A 19,645-nucleotide genomic window follows, 5' to 3' on the forward strand; every position below is an offset into this window, starting at 1 on the left:
TATGTCCAAATTTAAAAATTTTTTTAAAAATAAAACACAAGAATTTGTGGAAGAATTAAACTCTGATGCTCCCAATAAATTCTTACAACCATTTCAACATCAACAATGAAAGATTATTGGTGATTTAATGGAGTTTAGAGAAAACTCATATATGCACGCTAAACCACGACCATTTCGTGAGTTTGCTAACCGGTTTGGACGTTCATTTTCGGGGTTAATTGGGTTTTCAATTATTTTAATTTTATTTTTATTAGCGATCATTATTCCTTTTACAACTAATGATCCAACACAACTATATCCTGAATATCGTTTTAAAGATTACTTTATTCCCATTAAATCAGCAATTGATAACAAAGAAACAGTTGCGATTTTTGGAACCGATGATATGGGTCGGGATTTATGAGCGATGTTATGGTGAGGATTGCGTTACTCACTGGGGGTTGCGTTAAGTGTATCTGCGATCGATTTAATTGTCGGAGTTACATTTGGAATTTTAATGGGATATTTTAATGTCTTTGATAAAATCATGACATTTATTATTAAAGTATTAACTAACGTACCAGGGATCATTATCCTAATGATTTTAACGATTATTTTAAAACCATCATTTGGGGTAATTGTGTTTAGTATGTCAATTTCAGGGTGAACAAGTATGGCCAACCAAATGCGTTCACAGGTTAAACGTGCTCGAGGCTTCTTATGAGTTTCTGCTTCTAAAACACTAGGTACTAAAGCGATTAAAATTATTTGAAACTTTGTCCCAATCTTAATTCCTATGATTATTACACAATTGGTATTTACAATTCCAGGAGCAATTTTATCAGAAGCGAGTTTAGCATTCATCGGGTTAAGTGACCCTAATAATCCCACATTAGGGAACTTAATTTCAATTGGTTCAAACATCATTACTTTATACCCACGTTACACATTAATTCCATCATTCTTGCTAGTTTGTTTAGTAGCAAGTGTCCAACTAGTAGGAGGAGCAACACAAGATGCGTTACGAAGACAACGTTAAGAATAAAAATAAACTTCCCAAACGTTTTGCGGTGCGGGAATGAACCAAAGCGAGTGCATTGGTTGCTTCACACACAAAAACATTAATAGCAAGCAATGCTGTATCTAATAAAAATGAGAAGCAAACATTGGTAGTCGAACAACCAGTTACGCAAAATAATAATTTTACTGCTACACCACTGGTTCCATTTTTTGATGAAACAGTTATTCCAAACTCAAATCAAAAGGATCTAACAAGTGTAGAAGAAACGATTAACGATAATTCATTCGAAGAATCACAACAAACAGTGTTGTTAGAAGATGAAGTTAATTTCACTTCAACAATTTCAAAAAACACTACTGCTGAAGAATCTATTTTAGAACAAACAGATTTATCACTTGAAGAGCAGGCTTCAAAAGTGTTAACTACTGAAGAAAAAAATCAACTTGAAGAAGAATATGCAGTTTTTGCTGCTAATTATGAAAAAACAAAGGAACAAACGATTAATCTTGTACCTGCTGAATCATTAGTTGAAGAAGAAGTACAAAAAGAAACAACAGTAGATGTTAGTGAAATAGGAATAACTGCACCTGTTACAGCTCAAATATTAGAAACATCAACAGACATTTCAAATCAAGAAATAGTATCTAATGACTACAGTTTTGTGCCAAAAGAAGAATTAACAACTAAACAAGATACTAATGCTCGTTTATTTGAAGAAAACCAAACTAAAAAACTAACAGAAAAACCCAAGAAAAAACAAACAAGTCAAGCATTTAAACGTGGATGAAGCAACTCACGAAAAAACTTTGATTTTGCAACTTTTGAAAAAGATGTGAAGTACAAAGAATTTGCAGATGGAACAAGAAAAAAAATTGCGGCTGAAGTTGATAATATTCGCTTAACTTTTTCCAACCCATCACGACCTGGTGACCGTGCTTTAGTTTTACGAAACACTTCAATTCAATTCTACGAAGGGGAAGTGCATGCGATTATTGGTGAATCTGGTTCTGGTAAATCTGTAATTACGTCGTTGTTATATGGTTTAGCAGGGAATAATGCAAATGTTGAGGAAGGCCGAATTTTGTTATATAACAACGAAGTTCAAAACTTTAATTTTTCACAATGAGAGCGTTCACGTTACTTAGGTAAAGTGATTTCTGCTGTTTTCCAAAATCCAATGTCAACTTTAAATCCTACAATGAAAATTGGGACACAAATTATGGAGGGAATGTTGATTAATGGAATTGTTAAAAATAAAAAACAAGCTCGCCAACAAGCGATTGAATATTTGAAATTAACAAAAATTAACAATCCAGAAGAAGTTATGGAATTATATCCACATGAACTTTCGGGTGGGATGATTCAGCGGGTAGTAATTGCAGCAATCGTTTCGTTACACCCTAAAATTTTAGTACTTGATGAACCAACAACCGCCCTTGACCCAACAGTCCAAGCATTGGTTTTGGACATTATTCGAGAATTGCAAGAGAAATTTAAAATGTGTGTCATCTTTATTACCCATGATTTAGGAGTAGTTGCATCAATTGCAAACTATATTTCAATTATGTATGCGGGACAAATTATTGAAGAAGGTACACGGGAAGAAATTCTTTGAAATCCCCAACACCCTTATACATGAGGGTTGATTTCATCAATGCCAGATGTTAACAAGGGTGATCGTCTTGCAACTATTAAAGGTTCTGTGCCCTCACGTTTAAACGGAATTGTTGGCGATGCCTTTGCAGTTCGTAACGATTACGCACTAGTACGTGATTTTAGCATTGAACCAGACATGTATTATATTTCAGAAACTCACCGTGCAAAAACAGCATTATTAGATGAACGAGCACCAGAGTATGAACCACCAAAAGTCATTAAACAAAAATGAGCAGTTTATAAACAACGCCAAGAACAAAAACAACAGGGAGTAAATAGTAATGAAGGACAATAATAACCAAAAATATTTTTATAATTACCAAAAACGTCCCTTATTAAAACCTAAAATAACTGTACGTCCTGTTGCCGAAGGTACTGCTGAGCGTCTTGCAGCGTATCCAGAAAAGAAACGATTAGTAGAAGTACGACATATGGATATTGTCTATGGTGCTGGGTTTAAAAAATTCCGTGCAGTTAAAGATATGTCTTTTAATATTTATGAAGGGGAAGTTTTAGGTCTTGTTGGGGAATCGGGTTCTGGAAAATCAACAACTGGTTCTGCTTTAATTGGTCTTGTAAAATATGCGTTTGGAGAAGTTAAGATCGCTGGCCAAGTGTTACCGAAACAAAAGGAAAAAGTAACCGACAGTATGCGTGATTTCCTTGTAAATAATGTTCAAATGATTTTTCAAGACCCATCAAACTCTTTAAATCCTTATAAGAACATTGAAACTGTGGTTGCTGAAGGTTTATTAAATGTTAAGGACCTTAAAAAAGGTTATTTAAATGTTGACTTCTTTATTTATCGTCGAAACTTTTTATATTTTGTAGAAGAACACGATCAAACGAATCCAGTATTAATACAAATTAAAGATATTTTTGCAGTAGATGCATGGGATCAAACTAAAGAAGAAAACCAAAAACTATTAATGGATTTATTACAAACTTATGATCAAGAACACCCATTACCTAAAAAAATATCTTTAACGCGACTTCAGGAAGTTTTTGATGAAATTAATTTAACCAAGGATTTATCACGAAATAAATTAGTAAAACATATCGTATTACAAACCTTAAAATCTGTTGGTTTAGATGAAACTGTTCTTGCACGTTACCCTCTGGAATTCTCAGGGGGCCAACAACAACGGATTGGTATTTCACGTGCTGTGGGAATGCGCCCTCGTTTATTAATTGCTGATGAACCTATTTCAGCACTTGACGTATCAATTCAAGCACAAGTTATTAATATTTTTAAAGATTTAAAAGAACGTTATAACTTAACCATTTTATTTATCGCCCATGATTTACGGATGGTTGAATATATTTCTGATCGAATTGCTGTAATGAATAAGGGTACATTATTGGAAATTGGTCCAACCAAAGAGGTTGTTAATAATTTCCTACACCCATATACAAAATCATTAATGGAAGCTGTACCATCGATTGAATCAGAAAAGAAATCACTTTTAGGGTACACATATGACCCAGCAATGCATGGGTATACAGCTGAATACCAACCTAAATGAATTCATTTAGGTAATGACCATTGAATTCTTGCAACTGATGAAGAAGTTGCAAGATGAAAAAACAACGAATACTAGAAAGGAAGCTAGCATAATGAAAAAGACGAATAAAAAAAGATTAAAACTTGGTCCTAAATTAGCGATTGCTTTCGGAACAATTGCTGTTTTAGGTGCTTCAAGTGTTGGTTTTATGAAGTTATATGCAAAAGAAAAGGCAATTGGACGAGTTGAAATTCGTGTTTCAAGACAACAATCAAAAATTGAACAACGTCGAGTCCTAGAAGCGGTTTTATTAAACCAATTTTACCAACCAGTGGCAAAATATGCTTACAATGTTATTACTAACAACTATGATTTCAACCCTGAAGGAAATAGCGAATTCGATCCAAATAAGGATTGAGTTAAAAAAGGTGATGATACACCAGTTCAACTGATGGTTGATTTAGGGAAATACAAAAAAGGCGATGTCATTAAGTATGGTGAATTTTTTGATTTGTTCATTAACAATAATGATTTTAACTTACCGCGTTTAGAATTAAAAACTGGACCAATTCTTTTTGTAAACGAATATATTCCTGCATTAAGTCCTGATGAATTTATTGAATATACAAACTGATTCTTGCAAAATGTTTCATGAGGACCTGATTTAGTTACCCTAACAAAATTCTCATTAACACCGGGGGTAGAAACTCAAGGGAATGCAATTATTTTAGGTTCACATAGTGGAACAAGAGAAAAAACACAAATTAAATTTTCTCCGGATGCTTTCTTTGGTTCAATGCCGATTTTCTCTGCCCTTGCGGGTCCAGGTCAAGATAGTGACAAACTAACTTACAAATTAAATAGTAAAAATTTAAGTACTGAAGAATTAACAAAGTATTTAAAAAACTTACCCTATTTAATTTCTGCATATAATCGTCCAAATTTCCACGGAGTTGTAAACTACGAAGCGATTGCCAATGCCAAAGATCTTTATGTTTTTAACGCTGCTAACTATTTAGTTGATCCGTTCACAAAATCATTTAACAATAATTCATACACCTATGTTTTAAAAGAAATGTTAAGAACGGTTGGTGGGGAAATAACTGCAGATCAAAGTACACATTATAATCTAAAAGATTTATGAACTGATTCAAGCGCTTTAGCAAATATTCTTGAAACATATAATAATTTAAATCAATCAACCAATGTTGATAAAACATTTAGTTTTGATAACGAATTATTAGCTAATTTAACAACATCTGAATTAACAAATTTTTTAGCAACTCTTGAATCACAACAAGCTGTTTTGAACAACGAAATGGCAACTAATGAAGAGGATTCATCTGATTTACAGACCCGAAAAACAAATGTACAAAACTTAATTAATTTTATTAGTTTATTAAAAGATTTATGAACTTTTAATGACCAACTAATAAACAAAACATTTGCGTACCCGTTATCTCTAACGCAACTAAGTAGTTTGCGGACAAAAGTTAATGCTTTAAATTTAGGTGATTTAACAACCACGGATGATAATTTAGTAGGATTAGTTGATTTATATAACTCTGACCGAGCTGGATTTAAAAATAGTCTAGTTGATTTTGTTAAATATTTTGCTGAATACTTAACAAGTTTTGCAACTAATGCTCGCGAAACCTTAAAAACAGTCTTAGCACCATTTAGTAATAATGACGATACAATAGTACCTACTGTTGATTTCAATCTATTTTTAAAACAATTATTCGCGTCATTAAATCTACCTGATGACAAACAAGACTTATGATATTCAACATCATTAGCGTCTCCTGAACAACCAGTAAATAACCAAGACCAATTAAGTCTGGCGAAAGCTAACCTAGAATACGTTGCTGATAAATTTAAAACTGTTTTTGATTTTATTCGTGCCAATGTACCATATATCGAAGACAATACAAGTACATTAAATATGTTTAATAAAACCTTATTAGATGTAGTTGAACAACAAGCAGCTAAAACGCAAGATGCAATGAATGCATTCAGCTTTAATTACTTATTTAGCGCAAAGGATGAAGCAGAAGCACTAACGATTGCGTCAAATTACTTATATGAAATTTTTAATAAGTATGGTTATAATGTTAAATTAAATAGTGATAAAACTGCAAAAAACAAATTTGCAACTGTTAATCAAAAAGATGTAAATGCAGTTAAAGTTAAAAGTGTAGAAACCAAAGAATTTGGCAATTATGGTGCTGGTTTTAGTTTAACTTATGATAACAATGAAACTGGATTTGTTTTATTACCATTTAATTTAAATGAAAACAATGAACGGGATGAAACATTATTCTTAGATGATAGTTCTACAAACAACTTAACTCGTTCTTTCCTGTCACGTCGTGATTCAATTTTCTATAACAGTTTAAATGATTTAATTATTAAGAATTTTGATGATTATTTAAAAACTGAAGATGTACACAACTTCCGTAATTTATATAATTACGATGCTATTATTAAGGATAAAGAAGTTTTTGTCTATGATGATAATAACCAAACAAATCCTCGTTTTTATGACACATTCGACAACTTACTGTTAAATGAAACGAAAAACTTTGATGAAACTAAAATTACTCGGGTACAGATTGAGTCAGCAAGTTTTGGAGAAGCAAGTTCGACAATAAGTAAAGCTAACCGTTTAGTTTTAAAAACAAAAGTTTTAAAATCATACGATCCGGCTGTAATTTTAGATCCATTAAATCCACTTGTTAAAGAATATACATTACTTGCGAAAACGGAAAACAACCCTAAAGGTCGTTTATATGATTCTTCATTTGATGATGCATTCAACACATTTAAAGTTGCTATTAAATACTTTGATCCTTTTACACCACGGGTAATTAAAGAACAAAGTCAATTCGTAGATAACGAAATGCGTAAATCATATGAAGTTTATGTTGATGTCTTTAGCGGATTAATTGATAAAGTAGTTAACAAACGACCGTATTTAATGAAAAAAATTAATGGCGTTCACCAGGAAGTTGTCTATGATGATAATGGGGCTGCGCATTATGAAGTTGTGGATGGGGAATACTATGGATTCTTTGCGACTGACCGTGTCCCTTACTTGTCAATTGTTGCCGAAACTGATCCATCATTTAAGACAACAGGGATTAACTATTTGAAATATGTGGGAGCTCACGAATATGGTCACCACCAAACTTTACAATATGTAAAAGATATTTCAGACACAAGAGATATTTCTGAAGTTGGGGGAATTACATCACGTAGTGGACTTGGTTTAGATAGTTTATACAACATTAATATTGTCCAGGATTATTTAAATGCTCGAAGTTCAGGAATTGGTGTACGTCGAATGAAAATTGACTATACACCAAGTGATGAAGGAGAATTAACAAACTTCTCGACTAATGCTGTTTTAGATGATGATCGTTCAAAATATATTTGAGAATCACCAACTGATGTTTGAGGAGCAGATGCACCCGATAAAGCAAACAATTTCTATAAAAATAAGAAACGACGTTTCTTACAAACTTATGAACAATTAGATGAAGCTGCAAAATTGCGGGGAGTTAAAATTTCAGACTTATTCTTGCTGAATGCTTTTGACCATAACTCAGGAACATTAAGTCCATCAATAGATGCAAGTGTAATTTCACCAGAATTAGTAGCTAAAGATTTACTTGCGGCTCGTTATTTCTTAACCAGAGAATTTAAGGTGGATCCGCAACAAGTTAGTGCTCAGTACCGAAGTGAAAATCCAGAAGCAACAACCGTTGATGTAGAAATGTATGTTGCAAGTGTATACGAAAAAACACTAACTGATTTGCGAACATATGTGCAAACGCAATATGATCGTTTAAACGCAAATACAAAAGTAGTTGCAAACAACAATAATCGTTTTAACCCGCTGCAAGTTTCAGATGCTCTTGTTAAAAAAGTTAATAAGTTTGTAAGTGAAAAAGACACAAAAACACAAAAAGAATATGATGCCTTGTTTACTGAAGCTAACAATGTTTTAATCGATTTAACAAGTTTTGAAATTCCATCAAGAACAACTGATTTTTCAAACTATGCAGGAATTCTAAAAGATGGTATGGGAAATAATATTCTGTTTGCAGACGGACGTCCTGTTGTTTACCGTTTTAAAGATGAAACTTTAACCGGGGAAGCATTATGAAATAAACATAATATTGATGTGTTAATTAAAACTAAAGACAATAATGATGTTTTAAATTTAACATCATTTAGTAACGAAAACGATGTTGTCGATCAAACACGTTTCACAGCAGAAGTTAATAAAATCGTTAACCAAATTAATGCTCTATTATTAGTTCCTGGTTCTTCGGAAGCTCCCCGTTATTCAATTAATGGATGAGAATCAGATGGAAAAGCATATTCAGATGAACCAATTAGTTCAAGTTGAGCCTTTACACAAAGAAAAGAATATGTGGATGCTTATGAGGCAGAAAAATGATTTAATATTGGTGATCCAATGGTGCAAACATTTGGACAAAATGTTGCTAGCTCATCAAGTTTATTGGCAAGTTTAACTAATGTTATTGATCGTAGTTCAGCTGTATCAACTGTTATAAGTTCTGTTTTCCCTTTTAGAAATTATTTACAAACTGAATTACAAAGACCTAATTTAACTGCAAAAGAACGAAAACATTATCAAGGGTTATTAAATGTTGTTCTAGCATGAATAAATCGAATTGTTGTTAATGATGCTCTTGGACAGGCGTTTAGATTTCAACCTAGCAACCATCCATTTTTACGAGGAATGCGTTTCGCACATGCTGATGGCAGTGTTAGCCAATATTTTGGACGTGCAATTGCCACTGTGGGAACTGGAGTTTCATCCGCTGTTGTTAGCAAAACATCAATTGCGTTCTCAGATGCTTTTAAACTTGAATTTAACCAACAACAAACAATCACTAACGAAAGTTTTGTAGACAATAATACTAAATACTTTGTGTTGGGTTCGATGGTAAGTAAAGATAATGATCTACCATTATTCTTTTTAAAGCGTGCTGCTGATGGTAATCAAGCAAACGACCGGATTGTTGCGAATGTAAATCGTGACCGTTATGGATTCTTATATGATTTTCCAGCGTTTATTGTTAATCAAGATGGAAACAAAGAACCAAAATACAATTTTCAACAGTTAACATACAAAAACCAAAAAATAGACACAATTGAGTTCAAAACTCTTGAGGAAGCTGTTGCTTTCTTTGCGATTGACTTCACAAAATACCACTATAACAAAGCCACACAAAACGCGGAGTTCTCATTCTCAGATGAATATGCGTACATTGATAATACATTCTTTGACACGGATGCTTATTATGAGGCTAACAAGGTTGATATTCAAACTGGAGGATTGCGTACAAAAGCGAGTGTTATTTCGGATTTAATGCGTAGTTTTAAACTAAATAATCGTGATTTTGAGTTATTCATTAAATCAGATAATATTCCATTGAGTGATTTAAGCAAATATAAACATATTTTTGAAGGGCGTGTGGGATTAGATGGTGTTGCTTCTTTTGGGAACTCTTATTCACCAAACAATTTAACAGCTCAGCCTGCAAGTCAAATTGCTGGTTATGCAATGCGAAACAAAAATAATGTTTTCGAAGTTGATCCAAACGCGGAAAATCAACGATCAGTTGATGATATCATTGGATTAGTTAAAAAATATATGGTTGATGTTACTAAACAAGATGAAGCAGATATTCAAATTAACTATGGTCTGTTAGTGGATATTACATTAGGTTATAGTTATATATATCCAACGAAAGACACAACTATTTCAACGTATGCTGAACTGTTTGCTTATAATGTTTCAAATACGCAAACAAATGGTAGCATTGAAAAAATTAATGGAGAATACAAAGCTTTATCATCTGGATATACACAAACGAATAGTGAGCGTTCTTATGATAAATTAGCCGAAGTGTTCGCTGATTATACTTATAGTTTGCCAGAAGTATTAACGCGTGATTATGTTCAAACAACATTTGTCCCATCAACACAGGAATTAGATAACTTACCAAACTTTGTATCTAATTTATCTGAATGAAATTCAGGTTCAGAATATGTGTTTGCGGGCAATAATACATTATATTGAACTAAGGCAATTAATGATCTTGGCCGAAGTGGATTTAATAACCAAAATGCGGTCTCTGCAAATTTAATGCGTTTAGTATTAGATTATGACCAAATTAGTCGGGAATTAACTAATTTCAACCGTGCCTTAGTGGATAATGAAACTTGAACACGTAGTTGATTGGAATTCACTGCACAAAACTTTGATCCTGAGCAGTTGCTAACTACAACGACGAGTGCTAACACAAATTTAAAACAATTAATTGATCAACTAAAAACTGACCCAATTATTTTAAATTCACCATCTAGTGATGGGGCAACAGCATTTGAAGCAATTAATAACGATTACCAACGTTCATTAACTTTACAAGCAAGTTTTACTAAACAAGCAATCACAGGCTATGTAGATTTATTATCTTTTGCTCGTAATCAATTAAGTGCTGATGATATTAACTTTGAAAACAAAGCGTTGCTAATTAATTCGTTAGAAAGCATTAGTACGTCAGCGAATGAGTTACTAAAAACTGCAACAAATAATGTGGATGATTTGACATTTATGTTAGATACTTTAAAAAACCAATATGAACGTTTGATTAGTACTCTAACAGATAATAATTTATCTGATGTATTATCTGTTGTTAATGAAAAATTCGACCAATTGACATTGAGTTTAGAATTAACAAATGAACAAAAAAATTCATTACTTAATAACTTAACAAATTTACAAAACCACATTTACTTATTCCTTGTTGCATATAATGAAATTAAAAATCCATTATCTGAATATATGAAAAAAGCAAGCAATAAACTATTTGTGCTAGATGATTTTGAAAACTTTGAATCAATTAGACAAGCTGACCCTAATCGTTTGAATTACATTGGTCAAACCAAAATTACCAATAATGGATACTTTAAAGATCGTTGATTGCGTAAAGCATTAAACTGAGAGCTATATGATGAAAACCGAAACCCAGTGATTGACACCCATATTAAAATTAAAGATCTAAAGAACAATACGATTCAAGATCGGGCACGTGCAATGTGAATTTATTCATTACGATCGCAAGGGATTGGGGATAGAACTCTAACAGGTGTTTTCCGAAATGAACAGTTAGATTCAACATTATTCTGAGGATTTGTTGAATCAAAATATGCTGATAAAATTAAAAAATTAGCATTTAAGCCATTAAATAGCGAATCAGTTGTGTATATTGATTTGACGACAAATAACACGAATAATTTATTCTATCTAAAACGTCAAGGTGACATTAGTACAAAACACACATTAAGTGATGAAGGCTATGTTTCTTGGACAAGTGACTATGCAATTCTTGCAAACTATACAAATGCTCTTGTTAATATTAATTCCGAAGAAAAATTTGAATTATTCTTTGTAGACGAAAATAATGAACGTGTACTTGATGATCAAGGGCGTAACTTGCTGACATTAGGTTCTCGCAAATATGTTGCTGAAAATACGAAATCGTACAACACAGCACCAATCTATGCTTACCAATCAGATGACCCAGCAGAGGCTAATAAAGTCTTAATTAAGATCCAAAATCAATTTAAATTATAAAAAGGAGGAGTCTTATGAAAATAAAAACAAGTCGCAAAAAACTATGACTAACAACCGCTGGTGTTTTGTCGGGACTAACAATGTTAACCACAATCGCAGCGAGTTGTGTAAATAATAGTAAGCAAGACAATCCACAATTACAACAAGCGCGAGAACGAAAATATGACTTTGGGATCGCAATTCCCGCTATTAACTCATTTAACTACTTAAAGTTTACGAGTCTACGTTCAATCTCTCCGACATTGATTTCTGGTTTCTTTAAAACAGCGCCGTCTACGAACTCAAAAATTGGAAATATTTTAGGATTGCCAAAACTGTATGCAAAACAATTTGAAGGTTCAATTGATGGTTTGAACTTTGACCAAATTACCGAAGATGATTTAGAAAACCATTTTAATTCCCACGAAATTAGTGGTTCATTTTATGATTTATCATCCTTTGGGATTGCCCCTGAAACTCTAGCGTCATATGTATCTGATGACTACCAATCATTTATTACATACAACAATAAAAACAAAAAAGTTGTGGCGGTAAAATTAGGATTAAACCAAGGGGCTTCAAAATGAAGCGATGGAAAAGAAGTTGATGCCCAAGACTTTATTGACAGTTTTCAGTACATTATGGACTTAAATACGGGTTCACAATTACGAACAGCATTACTGAATATAAATATTAAAGGTTCACAAAGAATGAATGATGTGCAAGAAGCATACATTCGTAAACATGGTGTTCCTTATAAAAACCCATTCGGTCGTCCACCTTATATCTTTGACCAAATCACCAAAGAGTGAAAAGAGGATCCAAATTTCGTTCCATTCCAAAACCAAATGTTTGATGAGAATAACCAACCAACGGATACAAAAGAAGTTAATGACATCAAAGCTGCTGCTCTTGATATCGGATTATCAACTGGGCGAATGTTCTGAAATATTACAAATAAAGATTTCAAGGATGCTTTATCATTACCCGAAAACCAGAATTTAGATTTAACAAACTTACAATATATTTATGTTAAACAAGATAAAAACGCCGATCCTGTTAAATTTAAATTACAAAAAAATCCATACTTTACTCGTCGTCAAATTTTTAATGTTGATGATTTAAATTTTGCCCAAAAAGAACAAAATTTAACGAATGAACAAGTGCGTGCTCGTCGTTTTAAACAAGTGCGTGATTTAGCAAATGAAGACGAATTATTACGTTATTTTGGTCTTCCGCGTTCTCGTTTTGAATTGCTAATGGAATTTGAAACTTTTGCACCAAAGCCCAACGCAATTACAGTGGTGAATGATTTAAATGGTAAGCAAGAATTATTACCTGCCAACCGTAAATTCATTGAAACCCACGGGGGAATTCATAACTTTGGGACTAACTTAGATAACTTTGTATATTCATCTGCATTTAATATTGATTCAACAATTTTAGGTCCCGAAGGATATATAACATTAAGCAAAAACCCGAATTATTACGGAGCAGATCAAACGATTCCTAATAATATTAAGATTTATTTCAATTCAAAAAATGAAGTTAAATCACTGTGGTTTGAACAAGGAATTATTTCGGCAACCGAAATGCCAACATCTTATATGTTAAAATTCTGGTCACAAGAAAAAACACGTCGTTTAATGAGTAAATCACAAGGGTTTGGGACAGTTGCAATCCAATTTAACTTGAATAAAGATTCACGTTATGAGTCATATGAAGACTACGAAGCAAACAAAGATAAATTCATTCCGTTATTAGATCCAGATTTGCGTCGTGCAATTTCTTTTGCAACAAATCGTCAAAATATCTTACTGTTAACAGGTTGAACTTCATCATTCCCGGTTTCAAATTGAACAGCTTTTGGGGTAATTAAAAACTCTAAGGGGGATAATTTAGAATTATGATTTGATAATGTAAAATTCAAATCTGAATTTAAAGATGCAGATGGAAAAGACAAAGAATTCTTGATTCAAAACAACTCCTTCGCTACCCACTCAGCTAAAAACTATAAATTTGAAAACATTAATCGAACTGACCATGGGTTTGATCCTGATGTTGGTCGTCAATATTTAAATCGGTTTGTAAAAAATCACCCTGAATACAAAAATAAAGAAGTACATCTAACATTCTTGTATTCAACCGAACCATCAGAAAATGCCAAAGCTGCTATTGCTTTTAAAGATATTGTTGAACGTTCATTATCAAATGCTGATACAAAAGTTATTATTGATCTGAAAGCTTTACCACCAAGCACTTATGTTTCATATTTAAACTCAGGTAAATTCGATATTACATACAACAATTTAGATAAGTTTGCTAAGGCTGAGTATTCTGTTCCAATGGGTGCTTTCTTCTTGCCAGATGGAGTAAATTGAGACACTAGAAAAACCCAAGGGTTTGAACTAAATCCATCGGGTGGATGAACATTTAAGGATTTCTTTGAATACTATAAAGATGAAGCAGCTTATAATAACGCCCTTGTACGTTTAGGAATACCTGTTGCCGAAGCGAATATTATTAGGGAACTAGCATATGCAGGGGATTTAAAAACCCAAGAAGTTTATGTTCCCCAATGATATGAACAAGCATTTGCTCGTTTAAACGTAATTTTCAAGAATTACAGTCACACAGCAGAATTACTTGTACCAATCAAAGCGTTAGAAGAACAATTAAAAGTTAAAAATAAAAATATAGCAAATGATCGCCAAACACACGATCAAATGCAAAATCAACCATCATCAACTGATTACCAATTATGACACGATTACTTATTTAGTTTGGGACGTTATGCAAATAGTTTAATGTCTAATTTGGTTCAAATTAACGCTTATGCTAATGATGAGAGTGATTTATTTGCCGCTGTTGCTGAGATGGATTCGTCATTAACAGCTGAAGATAACCAAACTAAACCAGCTGCATTAAAGCAACGTTTTGTAACTTTATTAAGTGAATTAGAAACTGCAAATACTCAGCTTGAAGCTTTCTTGCAAAATGATACAAATAGTACATATGAAGAGTTATCTGCAAAGGCAAACGAAGTTTGAGTAAAATGGGATAGTATCAATGATGCTATTATGCAATTTAATGAGTATTTTGTTCAAGCGTTGACTACTAAAATTGCTAATGAAACCCAAGCAACTTTTGCAAATGCAAAAGCAAAACTAAAAGCAAGTTTAGAAAACTTTACTTACTTAGAAAATGACTTAGCTTTAAGCAAAGAATTAAATACACTACTTAATTTAATTAATAATACTAATTATAATTATGCAGAAGTTATTGAACGGGCTGACAGTATTCGTGCATTAATCACAAATCAGACTGTATCGGGTTTACAAAAAAGTGCAATGGACAAGTTAAATGCTTTATGATTAATTAACTTCTTTAAGGTTTTAAACCAAGTACAAGATTATGCTGCATTCTATAACAGCAATGATACTACAAGTTTTACTACCTTAAACACCACAGTAGACACATTCTTTAATTCGCGTAAAAATTACCTACAACAGGCAATTAATAATTTAGTTGAAGAATTTAACATGCGCATTTCTAATAACCAGACAAGTATGCTTGAATTGTTAGTTCCTTATGCAATCGCAATGCGTGAATCAGCACTTTATACTAACAACCAGGCTTTATTAGACAAAGTTGCTAGCTTAACAAGTTTTTCGTTAACAAAAGAAGAATTAACACAATTAAATGATCTATGGACGCAAGACCAAACAACTTTCGCTCAAACACCACATTTAGTTGATATGTATAACCAATGACAAACTTTAAATTCAACATTAACATCAGTTAATGAATTAGTGACAACTGTAAGTAATTTAGTTAATACAACTAATGAAACTAATTACAATGAATTTAGCCAACAAGCAACAATACTAAAAGCAACGTTGACTGGCAAGGATTTAGAACTAATTAATGATGTTACAGGTGAATGAAATCTTTTGGTACAATTTATTGAACTCCAAAAGATGCTTACTGACTATGCAACAAAACCTAACCAATATTTATCGTGAACAATGTTCAATAGTCATTTAAATGATATTAACTTGTTAGCCGAAAATTTGGTTGATCAAGCAAACAAAAAACTATACAAAAACATTGGATTAATGTTTGTACGAGCAAACAAAATCAAAGAAGCTAGTTTAGATGTAAACAAAGCTGCGGAATTAAAGGAAACAGCGTTATATAACATTAATGATCTGCTATTAGAAACAGATTTAATGTTTAAAGATAACGCCTTCTACCAAGATCGCTTTGCATCAATTAAAAACAAAGTTACTTCATTATTGGCTATTGAGAACGATCAAAAAGCGTTCTTTACTCAATTAGAAGAAAACCAAGCGGCATTGTCTAAGGAATTTGATATTTCTTATCTACGAGGTTTTGAATTAAAAAATGAGGCTTTCCCATTATTTAACTATGTTATTTCGCCTCTTGCGTTGGAAAATTACTATGCCCAATTACGTGATTTAGGAGTTTTAGAAGCGCAAGTTAAGAATATCGAAGACGAAATCTTAACATTAGCTGACAATGAGATAGATAAACGGAATGAGTTGTTAAAGTCATACGAAAAACTATTAGAAACAAAACTTCCATTAGTTCAAAACACCAATGATTTTGCTAACCAAAAAGTTTATTTATCAACAACCGTTGCTAACCAAAACAGCAACAAGCAATTATATGCTGTTGTTAAGGATGTTATTAGTCAACAAACATACACGATTAGTTTAAACCGTGATAATGTTGTTAACGAGAACAACCAATACACAAAAGAAAATTTAATTAAATTCTATGGTGAGGAAAATGCCGAATTAATTTGAGCAACAAAAATTGATCGTGTGCCATTTAGTTTCAACATCATTGATGCAAACTTAAAACCATCTTCATATAGTTTAGTGCGAATTTTTGCAATCGATCCGCGAGACAGTAAGGAAGAAGAACAAAATGTATCAACTTCTTACAAATTCCTAAGCGATATTGTTGATAATGAAATCTTCACTATTAAAAAAGAAGATGATGGTGCTCACCGTGAACGAATTAAAAACTTCTTTAATTCTAACCGTGGAGGTTGAGAATTAGAAAATGACATCTTCAACATTATGCGTGATTTAGAATTGATGCTCCGTGATCAAGTAGGGATTTTACCAATTATGGATACAGATACCCAATGAACTATTAAGTCATTGGGGGGCATCTCACACTTTTATTCATATTATTTACAATATGCATATGATTACAACCATCCACCACGAGCTGGATTACCAACATCCCCAGAAGATGAAGGAGAATAGGAATATTTTATGATTGATCGTTTGTTAAATCGCCGACTGAAGTTTGTCGCATTAATGGATATCTTACAAAACTTATTTTTAATCCCTTTATTAGTAGTGATTGGTTTTTGGGTATCATACAGTAGTTATTTAAATCGGAATTTTGATTTAAATTACCGAGATTACTATAGTCTTGAAACGATGGCAGAAATTAATTGATACAACCAACAATTAACAAGCTTAATTGTTATGTTTAGTTTATTGTTAATTCTTTTTGTTTTTGCATTTAGTTTTAATTTGGTGGTGATTACCAATTTTCTTAAGAAATATATTAGCAAGGTTAAAGAAGAATATAATCAACGGGTACGAATTAGTTTATATTTAAGTTATATTCCTATTCTAAACTTTGTGATTGCGATCTTTTTGCTAGTGTATTATGCTAATCTGAATGACTGAAACAAGGCGTTAAATATTCAAAGTAATAATTACGTTTCCGCATATTAAAACTAAATAAAAATCACCTGTTCTTATCAAAAGAATAGGTGATTTTTTGTACTTATTTATTTTTTGTGTAAAATGTACAAAAAACACAAAAAAAGCGTAAAAGATTACACGAAAAATGTTTAAAATATTTTGCCTTAAAAACTAATTAAATCCGATAAAATAAGGGTTAAAATGCTTTTTTTATTGTTTTTTTAAATAAAAAAACATAAAAATTTCCGAAAATATTTATTTTTTGCTACTATTTATATAATTATTTTATGTTGAAAGGATATATACTATGAAAAAAACAAAAACATTAAAATGAGTTACATTATCATTAACAGCTATGATTGGTATCGCAAGTATTACCAGTATTGCAGCAGCGTGCAAGAAGGAAAATAAGATACGAGAAAAAAATGATAAAGATAAACAACAAACACCTGACAATAATAATTCAGTAGATGCAAACAATACTAAACGAGATACAAACCAAATGTTAGATGTTACTAAATATGGTGTCAAAACGCCTTTTAACCCAGCAACAGGTCGCACAAGAACATTGTTGTTTCCAGCTGATCGTAATGGCAACAAAATGGATGCTAATGGTGTTTTTCATTTCAAACTTCATTTAAAACCTGTACGAGGTGTTAAGGGTGAATGAGTTGCGATTGCAACCGAAGTTAAGTCTTTAACTGATAATTCTTTGGTGCGTGATGCAAATGGTATGCCTATTGTTAAAACAGCATTTACAACCGCTGTTGATACAAATAATGATCAAGACTTTCCGTTAGCTTTTGCTTTCGATGGACCAAACGCACTTGAAGATAAGAAATTCTATACATTCTTGTTCTATGCACTTGATGGTTCTGAACGAATTTTATATCAAGAAGATCATGTAAAAAATAGTGCTGATACCTTCCCTGCTACTTTACCGGCTAGTGCAAAAATGACGAACCAAACACTTGATGTAACTAAGTATGGAGTTGCAAAATATATGGGTAGTATTAAAACGCGTACGTTAATTCACCCAGCAGACACAGCTAATAATAAACTTGATGCACAAGGAGTGTTTAATTTTGCTTTACACCTTGCACCAGTGCGTGGTGTAACTGGCGAATGAGTTGCAATTGCAACTGAAGTTAAAGGTGCAAATGATAATTCATTAGTTTTAGATAATAATAAAATGCCAGTTGTTAAAACTACTACTACAACTGCCGTCCCTACAACTAACGATGCTGACTTTCCGTTACGTTGAATGTTTAATGGAGATAACAAATTAGAAAACAATAAATTTTACACATTTATTTTCTACAAAAAAGATGGTTCTGAACGAATTGTGTTCAAACCCGAAGTAATTGAAAATAACACAGATATATTCCCGGCAAAATTACCCAATTAATTTAAAAATTAAAAAATCTTTTTCTGTTTATAAAAATGGAAAAAGATTTTTTCTTGAATGTAATTTGCTTTTTTGCTATTGTTATAAATTTTCCTTATACTTTCTTAAATACTCTTAGCTAATTTTTTATTGATTTTTTGTCAGATTATAAGTTTTTAAAAGTTATAATTGTTTAAACAAAATATCTAAAACAATATTTTAAAAGTATTGTTATATTAGTATTTTAGTGCTTGATATTATTTTTCATTCCAATTATCGTTGTTAATAATCTTTTGAGAAATACATTAAAAATACATATTCAAATTAATGTAGAAGATCTAGTAGTAATAAGAAAATTATGCAAATGGTTTACTTTGTATGTTATCTACTTTTATGTTGCTTTTGGTTTTTATGACTAATACTCGGTAGAAGCAAATTTAAGATAATCCTTACCATAAGAATTTAAAATCGTTCCAATTATTATTAAAAATAATTAGTTTAATTGAATTATATAGCGTTTTTTTTTTTTTTTGAACATCTATTAAAATTAAAGAAAAAATAAAAAAATGTTAAATTTGGTTGGTTTTATAAAAAAATTTTTAACTCACAAAGAATTAATTTAGATAGAGTAGAAAATAATAAATAACAAAAATATTAATCGGCTGTATTGAGTAGTGTATTTGC

7 protein-coding genes are annotated in these 19,645 nt (G+C 31.9%); all 7 read left to right on the forward strand.

Features of this window, described 5'->3' with window-relative positions; genetic code table 4:
* The first annotated feature begins 1 nt into the window (after position 1).
* The 7 genes from OF377_RS01345 (at position 2) to OF377_RS01375 (ending at position 18,982) form a co-directional block, all read left to right on the forward strand.
* Positions 2-1,018 carry an ABC transporter permease gene (locus OF377_RS01345; protein ID WP_263836111.1) on the forward strand — a complete coding sequence of 339 codons (1,017 nt, stop codon included), beginning with the start codon at positions 2-4 and terminating at the stop codon, positions 1,016-1,018.
* Between the two features lie 688 nt (positions 1,019-1,706).
* Positions 1,707-2,951 (forward strand): ABC transporter ATP-binding protein, encoded by a 1,245-nt coding sequence (locus tag OF377_RS03280; protein WP_263836168.1) that lies wholly within the window; start codon positions 1,707-1,709, stop codon positions 2,949-2,951.
* Positions 2,938-4,257 (forward strand): ABC transporter ATP-binding protein, encoded by a 1,320-nt coding sequence (locus OF377_RS01355; protein ID WP_263836112.1) that lies wholly within the window; start codon positions 2,938-2,940, stop codon positions 4,255-4,257. Before OF377_RS03280 ends, OF377_RS01355 begins: the two co-directional genes overlap by 14 nt.
* Positions 4,258-4,273: 16 nt before the next feature.
* A complete protein-coding gene (locus OF377_RS01360; RefSeq protein ID WP_263836113.1) occupies positions 4,274-11,839 on the forward strand; it encodes a PDxFFG protein in 7,566 nt (2,521 codons plus the stop codon).
* A 14-nt stretch (positions 11,840-11,853) separates the two neighbouring features.
* Positions 11,854-17,121: an ABC transporter substrate-binding protein gene (locus OF377_RS01365; RefSeq protein ID WP_263836114.1), complete on the forward strand. Its 5,268-nt coding sequence runs from the start codon at positions 11,854-11,856 to the stop codon at positions 17,119-17,121.
* A gap of 9 nt (positions 17,122-17,130) precedes the next feature.
* Positions 17,131-17,604: a hypothetical protein gene (locus OF377_RS01370; protein WP_263836115.1), complete on the forward strand. Its 474-nt coding sequence runs from the start codon at positions 17,131-17,133 to the stop codon at positions 17,602-17,604.
* A gap of 277 nt (positions 17,605-17,881) precedes the next feature.
* Complete coding sequence (locus tag OF377_RS01375; RefSeq protein ID WP_263836116.1) at positions 17,882-18,982, forward strand: Vmc-like lipoprotein signal peptide domain-containing protein; 1,101 nt, start codon at positions 17,882-17,884, stop codon at positions 18,980-18,982.
* Positions 18,983-19,645: the final 663 nt, after the last annotated feature.

The organism is Ureaplasma sp. ES3154-GEN, assembly GCF_025780075.1.
Lineage (GTDB): Bacteria > Bacillota_I > Bacilli_A > Mycoplasmatales > Mycoplasmoidaceae > Ureaplasma.